The 7,306-nt window shown below is 73.5% G+C and carries 8 protein-coding genes; 3 read left to right on the top strand and 5 right to left on the bottom strand.

Annotated features, from left to right (window positions below; all coding sequences use genetic code 11):
• The coding region (locus VMF70_15860; GenBank protein ID HTT69501.1) for a glycosyltransferase N-terminal domain-containing protein at positions 1-939 on the bottom strand (939 nt) is incomplete at its 3' end.
• Between VMF70_15860 and VMF70_15855 the strand changes: the two genes are divergently transcribed.
• The gene (locus tag VMF70_15855) at positions 938-1,681 is read left to right on the top strand and encodes a CPBP family glutamic-type intramembrane protease (protein HTT69500.1); all 744 of its coding nucleotides are present in this window, start codon (positions 938-940) and stop codon (positions 1,679-1,681) included. The genes VMF70_15860 and VMF70_15855 overlap by 2 nt on opposite strands.
• Here the strand turns inward: VMF70_15855 and VMF70_15850 are convergent.
• Positions 1,678-2,328 carry a DsbA family protein gene (locus VMF70_15850; GenBank protein HTT69499.1) on the bottom strand — a complete coding sequence of 217 codons (651 nt, stop codon included), beginning with the start codon at positions 2,326-2,328 and terminating at the stop codon, positions 1,678-1,680. The two genes, VMF70_15855 and VMF70_15850, sit on opposite strands and share 4 nt — an antisense overlap.
• Before the next feature lie 85 nt (positions 2,329-2,413).
• Between VMF70_15850 and VMF70_15845 the strand changes: the two genes are divergently transcribed.
• On the top strand, positions 2,414-3,226 hold the full coding sequence (locus VMF70_15845; GenBank protein ID HTT69498.1) for a TPM domain-containing protein: 813 nt from the start codon (positions 2,414-2,416) through the stop codon (positions 3,224-3,226).
• On the top strand, positions 3,226-3,948 hold the full coding sequence (locus VMF70_15840) for a hypothetical protein (GenBank protein ID HTT69497.1): 723 nt from the start codon (positions 3,226-3,228) through the stop codon (positions 3,946-3,948). The genes VMF70_15845 and VMF70_15840 overlap by 1 nt, the downstream gene beginning before the upstream one ends.
• A 13-nt stretch (positions 3,949-3,961) precedes the next feature.
• Here VMF70_15840 and VMF70_15835 read toward each other — a convergent pair whose 3' ends face one another.
• Genes VMF70_15835 through VMF70_15825 form a run of 3 tightly spaced genes read right to left on the bottom strand, consistent with a single transcriptional unit; the run spans position 3,962 to position 7,112 of the window.
• Positions 3,962-5,086, bottom strand: a complete 1,125-nt coding sequence (locus VMF70_15835) for an HlyD family secretion protein (protein HTT69496.1) — start codon at positions 5,084-5,086, stop codon at positions 3,962-3,964.
• Positions 5,087-5,125: 39 nt separating this feature from the next.
• The gene (locus VMF70_15830) at positions 5,126-6,442 is read right to left on the bottom strand and encodes a TolC family protein (protein HTT69495.1); all 1,317 of its coding nucleotides are present in this window, start codon (positions 6,440-6,442) and stop codon (positions 5,126-5,128) included.
• Entirely contained in the window at positions 6,435-7,112 is a 678-nt protein-coding gene (locus tag VMF70_15825; protein HTT69494.1) for a TetR/AcrR family transcriptional regulator, read from the bottom strand. Before VMF70_15825 ends, VMF70_15830 begins: the two co-directional genes overlap by 8 nt.
• Positions 7,113-7,306: the final 194 nt, after the last annotated feature.

Raw genomic sequence — 7,306 nt, 5'->3', positions numbered from 1 at the left:
GGACAGGCGGACGCGCCGCATCTCGGGCGGCATGCAGTAGTCGAGCTTGCCGTCCAGCGCGGCGAGGTGCTCGGGCGTCGGTTCGTGGGGCGCGATCACCAGCCGGAACTGCGCGCCGGCGCGCTGCGCGGCGCGCAGCGCGGGCATCAGGACGCGCTCGTCGCTCGGCCAGGTGGATCCCGCCACCAGCACCGGCCGGCGGTCGCGGCCGTCGCCGCGCAAGGCCGCGAGGTGCGGCGCGTCGGCCCGGAGGGCGGCGAGGCGGGCGGCGGCCGCGTCGTGCCGCGTGTCGCCGGTGATGGCGAGCCGCGTCCGAGGCACGCCCGCGCGCTCGAGGGCCGCGGCGTCGGCCTCGCCGATGGCGCCGACGCGGTCGAGGGCCGCGTAGGCCGGCCGCAGGAGCCACCGGGCGGCGGCCCCGCGGCGGCTGGAGGTCGGCGCCATCGTCGCCGAGACGAGGCCCATGGCGACGCGGCGGGCGGAGGCCTGCCGCACCAGCTCCGGCCAGACGTCCGTGGCGCTGAAGATCAGGGCCGCCGGCCGCAGGGCGTCGAGCGCCGCGGCGGTCTCGCCCGGCGTGTCGAAGGGCACGTAGCCGGCGACGTCGACCGCCAGGGTCCCTGCCCACCGCGCCGCCGACGGCGAGCTGAAGGTGTAGGCGAGCTGCCACGACGGCCGCGCGGCCCTCAGGCGGGCGAGGACGGCTTCCGCCTGGCGCCCCTCGCCCACCGAGGCGGCGTGAAACCAGACCAGCGGGCGCGCCGGCTCGCGGGCGCGCCGGGCCCAGTCTGCCAGAACGCGCACGGCGCCCCGGCGCCCCCGGATCGCGCGGCCGAGCTTGCCGCGGCCGAGGGCGAGCGGCGCGGCGAGCGGCCGCGCCACGGCCCAGGCGAGGCGATAGAGAAACGCGCGCACCGGCAGTACGTTACCGCCTGGCATGCTGAAAGACTATCTGCGCCGCTCGCGCGCTCCGCGCTACAGCATCCTGTTCGCGCTGCCCCTGCTGGTGCTGTACGAGGGGCTGTCCGCGCTGCTCACCCACTCGGCGGTCGCCGGCGTCCGCAACGGCGCGGACGTCCTCCTCAAGAGCCTGTTCCTCGCCCTCGGCGGGCGCGACGGCGTGGTGGTGTTCGGCCTGCTGCTGGTGGGCGGCGGCGCGCTGCTGGTGGTGCGCGACCTCAGGCGGAGCGGCGAGCGGCTCTCGGCCCGCGTGTTCGCCGCGATGCTGCTGGAGAGCGGCGCGTACGCCGGCCTGTTCGGCTTCGTGGTGGGCTGGCTCACGACCCTGCTGCTCGAGGGACCGCGCCACCTCGCCATCGGGCGGGGCGGCACCGCGGCGCTGGACCTGCACACCCAGCTGGTGGTCTCGCTGGGGGCGGGCATCTACGAGGAGCTGCTGTTCCGCGTGGTGATCGTGGGCGTGGTGATGTGGGCCGTCCGGCGGCTGCTGCACGCGGGGACCGGCCTCGCCGCCACCGTCGCGGTGGTCGTATCCGCGCTGGTCTTCTCGGCCTTCCACTACGTCGGCGCGTTCGGCGACACGTTCACGGTCGCCAGTTTCACCTTCCGGGCCATCGCCGGCGTCGCCTTCAGCGTGCTGTACGTGACGCGGGGCTTCGGCATCACCGCGTGGACGCACGCCCTCTACGACCTGGGCCTGTCGCTGCTGCAGGCCTCCTAGCGCGCCGGAGCGGGGTGCCGGGTTTTCGCCTGGATGATGGAGTCGAGGATGGGACGGAAGACGTCCATCGGCTGGTCGCCGGCCATCAGCCCGCCCTCGATGTAGAACGAGGGAGTGGAGTGCGCGCCGGTCCGCGCCGAGCCTTCGGCGTCGGCCTGGACCAACGGGCGGGTCGCGTGGGTCGTCAGACACGCGGTCAGCTCCGCCCGGTCGGCGCCGATCGAGTCCCCCAGCGCCAGGAAGTAGGATCCGGGATCCCGGAGATCGACCCACGCGTCCTGGTGGCGGAACAGCAGGTCGTGCATCGCCCAGAACTTGTTCTGGCGCGCCGCGCACATCGCGACCTCCGCGGCGGGCTCGGCGTTGGGGTGGATCGACGTCAGGGGGAAGTTGACGAACACCACTCGCATCTTGCCGGTCTCGACGTAGTCCCGCTCGATCGTCTGGAAAGTGCCGCGCGCGAAGTCCCCGCAGTACGGGCACTCGAAGTCGGACATGATGTACATCGTCACCGGGGCGGTGGCGCGGCCCTTGGTGCGTGCCTCGCGCAGATCGTCCGGGGTCTGCGCCGCGGCGGACCGGGGCAGGGCCGCGCCGCAGGCCAGCGCGGCGAGCAGCCAGGCAGAAAGCCGAGCACGAGCGATCACGGCCAGGACCTCGATGGTGACGAACCGGGAGGCCGAATTCTACGCGGTGCGCCGTGCCGGCGGTAGCGGCTATATTCCAGCCCTCATGCCGTTCTCCGTTCTCGTCGCCCTGCTCCTCCAGCTGCAGCTGCCGGCCCCCACCGGCTTCGTGAACGATTTCGCCCACGTGATCGACGCGGCGTCGCACGCCGCGATGGATTCGCTGATCAGCCAGGTGCGTGCCGCCTCCGGCGGCGAGATCGTAGTCGTGACGCTGGCCGACATCGGGGGCCGCGAGCCGATCGACGTGGCGCGGGACATCGGCAGGGAGTGGAAGGTGGGTGCGCAGGGGGCGGCGGGCGATCCGCGGCGCAACACCGGCGTCGTCCTGCTGCTGGTCCCGGGCGCGCGGCCCGGCGACGGCAAGGCCAAGCTGGCCATCGCGACCGGCACCGGGGCCGAGGGGTTCATTCCCGACGCGCTGGCGGGGCGGGTCCGGGACGAGATCGGGCGGACGTCGGTGAGCGAGGGGAGCTACGCGGCGGGGCTGGTGGCGGGCGTGCGGATGCTCGGCGCCGCCTACGCGAAGGAGTTCGGCTTCGAGCTGACCGGCGCGCCGGCGCCGGCTCCCGAGGAGGCCCCGCAGGAATCCGGGAGGCGCGGCTCCGGCGTCCTGGCGGGCCTGTTCTTCGTCGTGCTGCTGCTGGTGGTGCTGCGGGTGATGGGCCGGCGGGGCGGCGGGAGCGGCCTGCTGCAGGGTCTCATCATCGGCTCGCTGATGAGCGGCGGCCGGCGCGGGGGCTGGGGTGGCGGCGGGTTCGGCGGGGGCGGCTTCGGGGGCTTCGGGGGCGGCGGGGGATTCGGCGGCTTCGGCGGCGGGGGCGGCTTCGGGGGCGGCGGCGCCTCGGGAGGGTTCTGATGGCGGCGGACAGCAAGCTCGGGATCGAGGAATTCGCCCGTCGCCTGGAGACGGCGCTCGGCGCGAACCTCGCGTCGCTGCTGCTCTACGGCTCGGCGGCGCGGGGCACGCACGTCGCGGGACGTTCGGACCTCAACCTGCTCCTCATCGTGAAGGACGCCTCGGTCGCCGCGCTCCACGGCGCCACGCCGGTGATCGCGGAGTGGGCGCGGGGCGGGCAGCCTCCGCCCCTGATCTTCGCCGAGAGGGAATGGAGCGCCTCGACGGACGTGTTCCCCATCGAGTTCGAGGACATGCGGGACGCCCACCGCGTGCTGGCCGGGCGCGACCCCTTCGTCACGCTCGTCACCAGGCGCGCGGACCTCAGGCTGGAGCTCGAGCACGAGATCCGCGGCAAGGTGCTGCGGCTGAGGACCGAGTACGCCGCCACGGCGGCCGACGGCAAGGCGCTGGGCCGGCTGCTCGTGCACTCGGCCGGCACCTTCTTCGTGCTGTTCCGGGCCGTCCTGCGTCTGGGCGGGGGTGTGCCGCCCGCCGACCACGCCGCGCTGGTGCGCGAGACCGCCGCCGCAGCGGGGCTGGACAGGGCGGCCTTCGACTGGGTGCTGGCGGCGCTGGAGGGCAAGCCCGCGGCCGAGCTGGCGCCGTACGACCCCGTCGCCGGCGCGTACGTCGACGCGATGGAGCAGCTGGCGGACTACGTGGACCGGCTCGAAGCCTGAGGCCGCCGGCCGATCACTTCCGACTGATGACGACGTCCACGCTCATCCCGGGTCTGAGCGGGTGGAGCGTGTCGGTCTGGCTCTCGATGCGGATGCGCACCGGGATGCGCTGCACGACCTTGGTGAAGTTGCCGGTCGCGTTGTCCGGGGGCAGGAGGGAGAATTTCGCCCCCGTGGCCGGGCTCAGGCTTTCCACGCTGCCGGTGAAGGTCCTGCCCGCGTAGGCGTCGGCCGTGATCACCGCCGGCGCGCCGGGCTCGATGGCCGCCACCTGCGTCTCCTTGAAGTTCGCCACCACCCAGACGTCGTCGAGCGGCACGACGCTCATCAGGGGCTGGCCTGCCTGCACCAGCTGGCCCAGCTCCACCGACTTCTTGCTCACCACGCCGGAGACGGGCGCCGTCACGACGGTGTAGGACAGCTGGAGGGCGGCGATGTCGACCACCGCGCGCGCGGCGGCCACCCGGGCCTCGGAGCCGGTCAAGGCCGCACTGGCGGCGGTGACCTGCTCGCCGGCGGCCGTGGCGTTGCGCTGCGCGGCGGTGAGCTGCGCGGCCGTGGCGCGCGCGGCGGCCTCCGCCGCGTCCAGCTGCTGCCGGCTCACGATGTTCCGGGTGCTCAGCGCGCGGTACCGCTCGAGGTCGTTGTTCGCCTTCTCCGCGTTGGCGGCCGCCTGGACCACCGTGGCCTCCGCCGCGGAGGCGGCCGCGCGCGCCTGGTCGAGCTGCGCCACGGCCTGCCCGACCTTGCCGCGGGAGCCCACGGTCGCGATGAGGGCCGCGAGATCGGCGTCGGCCTGGGCCAAGTGGGCCCGCAGGTCCCGGTCGTCGAGCACGACCAGCGTGTCCCCCACGCGAACCTGCTGATTCTCGCGCACGCGGATCGACACCACGTAGCCGGCGATGCGCGTCGAGATCGGCGTGATGTGGCCGTCCACCTGGGCGTCGTCGGTCGAAACGTGCGTGACCGCAAACCACACGGCCCGCGCGCCGAGCGCCAGCACGATCACGGCGATCGCGATGCCCAGGCCGAGGAGCCAGGTCCGGCGGGTGCCGTTGGTCTCGCCGGCATCCTCCACGGGCGGAACGTCCGGCCCGCGTGCCGGCGCCGCGGGCTGCGGCGGGGCGGTCTGCGTCATCGTTGCCATCCGTTGCCTCTCACAATCTGGTCGTAGTCCCTAGTGAACCGTGTCCGCCACTCCGGCCGCGAAGGCCAGGCTGACCCGCGCCGCCGCCGTCGCATACCGGGAGTCGATCTCGACGTCGCGCGCGAGGTTGAGGTTCGACTGCGCGGTGATGACGTCGATGTTGCCCGCCACGCCGCTCGCGAACCGCTCCCGCGCCTCGTCCAGCTCCTCCATCGCCAGCGCCAGGCGTTGCGCCGCCACGCCGTGCTGCTCGATCCCCGAGCCCAGGTCGAGCAGGGCCGATCGCACCTGCGCCGCGATCCGCCGCCGCAGGTCGCCGGCCCTGGCGTCGCTCTCCTGCGCCACCGCACGCTGCTCGGCGCCCCGTGCCTCACGCCGGAAGCCGTCCAGCAGGGGGATCGAAACCACCAGCGCGACGTCCTGGGTGAGGCGCGTGGTCGGCACCGTCATGCCGTTGGGCCCGTAGTCCGCGGCCAGGTCGATCCGGGGCAGCCGCTCGTACGCGATGGACCGCCCCTCCGCCCGCGCCCGGTCTCCCGCCGCCGTCTCGGACGCCAGGTCGGCGCGCCGCTCCAGCGCGAGCGCCAGCGCCGCGACCGTGTCGGCCGGCGCGAGCGAGGCCCCCAGGTCGCCGGTCAGCGTGTCGGCGAGCCGGTAGGTGGTGCCCGGGTCCGCTCCCAGCGCCAGGGCGAGATCGATGTCCGCCTTCTGGCGCTGGTTGCGGGCGACGATCAGCGCGCCCTGCGCCGCCACCAGCTGAGTCCGGGCCCTGGTCGCGTCGAGCGGGGCGCTCACGCCCGCCTGGACCTGCGCATCGGCCAGCGACAGCAGCTGCGCCGCGATGTCCTGGTCGGCCTGGCGCGCCGCCAGCAACGACGCCGCCCGAACCGCGCGGAGATAGGCGAGGGCGGCGGCACCGGCCGCGGCCTGGACGGCCGCCGCGCGGTCGGCGACGCTGCCCGTCGTCTGATACCCCTGCGCCCGCAGATGCTGCCAGCCGGAAAGATCGAGCACGGCCTGATCGACGCGGACGCGCGCATCCCAGTTGTTGAACGGCTGGACGTAGGCGATGCCCGGCAAGGTGAGCCCGAAAGCGGCCAGGTTCTCCGAGCGGTTCAGCCAGGTCCCGGCGACGGAGAAGGACGGCAGCAGCTGGGCGCGCGCTTCGCCGACCCGCGAGCGTGCCTCGTCCACGCGGAAGCTGGCCGCCTCGATGCCCGGCGCGCGCTCCGTCGCCCGCTGCACGGCGCCCGCCAGCGTGAGACTCGGGGCCGGGGCCGACTGCGCCGCGCCGCGCACCGGCGCCATCGCGATCAGGCCCGCCAGGACTGGTCCCAGACTACGCATCTCGAGACTCCTTGCCGTTGCGCTGCGGCACGGCGATGCCCCGCAGGAAGATGTCCACCACGGTCTCCAGGTACGGCTCCGCCGTGAAGGACTCCTTTTCACAGGCGCGGAACGAGTGCTTCCAGATGGCCGCCATCAGCACCGGCGCGAGGATCATCCGCACCGCGAGATCCACGTCCACGGCGCGAAACCGGCCGGCCTCGATGCCGCGCGAGAGTACCTGCCCGAACACCCGCCGGCCTCGCATCACCACCTCGCCGTACCAGAACTGTGCCAGCTCCGGGAAGTTCTCCGCCTCCGACATCACCAGCTTGGGTAGCCCGCCCAATCCAGAGGGTCCCATGGCCTGCCACCAGTCGGTCACCATCCGCCGCAGCAGGGACTCGGGGTCGGCCGACGGGTCGGCGGCGAGCTGCTCGGCGATCGCGAGCATCGGCACCACGTTGGCGCGGACGACCTCCTTGAACAGCGCCTCCTTGCTGTCGAAGTAGATGTACAGCGTGCCCTTGGTGACCCCCGCCCGCCGGGCCACCTCCTCCAGCCGCGTGGCCGCGTAGCCGTGCTCGACGAACGTCTCCAGGGCCGCAGCCAGGATTTCGCTCGGTCGGGCGTCCTTGCGCCGCTGCCAGCGCGGAGCGGGCGTCGTGGCAGGCGCGTCGTCGACGTTCACCGGACCCCCTCCCTTCGTCTATTAATAACTAACCAGTTGGTAATTTCATTTGCCGGGCTTGATATGTCAATCGGCGGACACCGGCCAGCAAGTGGTTTGGTGATGTCGCCATGGTGTACATCACGCTGGCGGGCGGCGCGAACGCGGGCTCGTTATCTTCCGCGGCCGTGGAGGCGGAACCGACGTCACCGTAG

The sequence above is a fragment of the Gemmatimonadales bacterium genome, from assembly GCA_035502185.1.
GTDB lineage: Bacteria > Gemmatimonadota > Gemmatimonadetes > Gemmatimonadales > JACORV01 > Fen-1245.
The sequence above is the reverse complement of the archived record's forward strand: the minus strand, read 5'-3'. Positions and strand labels throughout refer to the sequence as shown.

What these genes read in the sequence shown, in the direction of transcription:
- VMF70_15855 (HTT69500.1), top strand. Translation starts at nt 938, where the DNA reads ATGCTGAAAGACTATCTGCGCCGCTCGCGCGCTCCGCGCTACAGCATC.
- VMF70_15845 (HTT69498.1), top strand. Translation starts at nt 2,414, where the DNA reads ATGCCGTTCTCCGTTCTCGTCGCCCTGCTCCTCCAGCTGCAGCTGCCG.
- VMF70_15840 (HTT69497.1), top strand. Translation starts at nt 3,226, where the DNA reads ATGGCGGCGGACAGCAAGCTCGGGATCGAGGAATTCGCCCGTCGCCTG.
- VMF70_15835 (HTT69496.1), bottom strand. Translation starts at nt 5,086, where the DNA reads ATGACGCAGACCGCCCCGCCGCAGCCCGCGGCGCCGGCACGCGGGCCG.
- VMF70_15830 (HTT69495.1), bottom strand. Translation starts at nt 6,442, where the DNA reads ATGCGTAGTCTGGGACCAGTCCTGGCGGGCCTGATCGCGATGGCGCCG.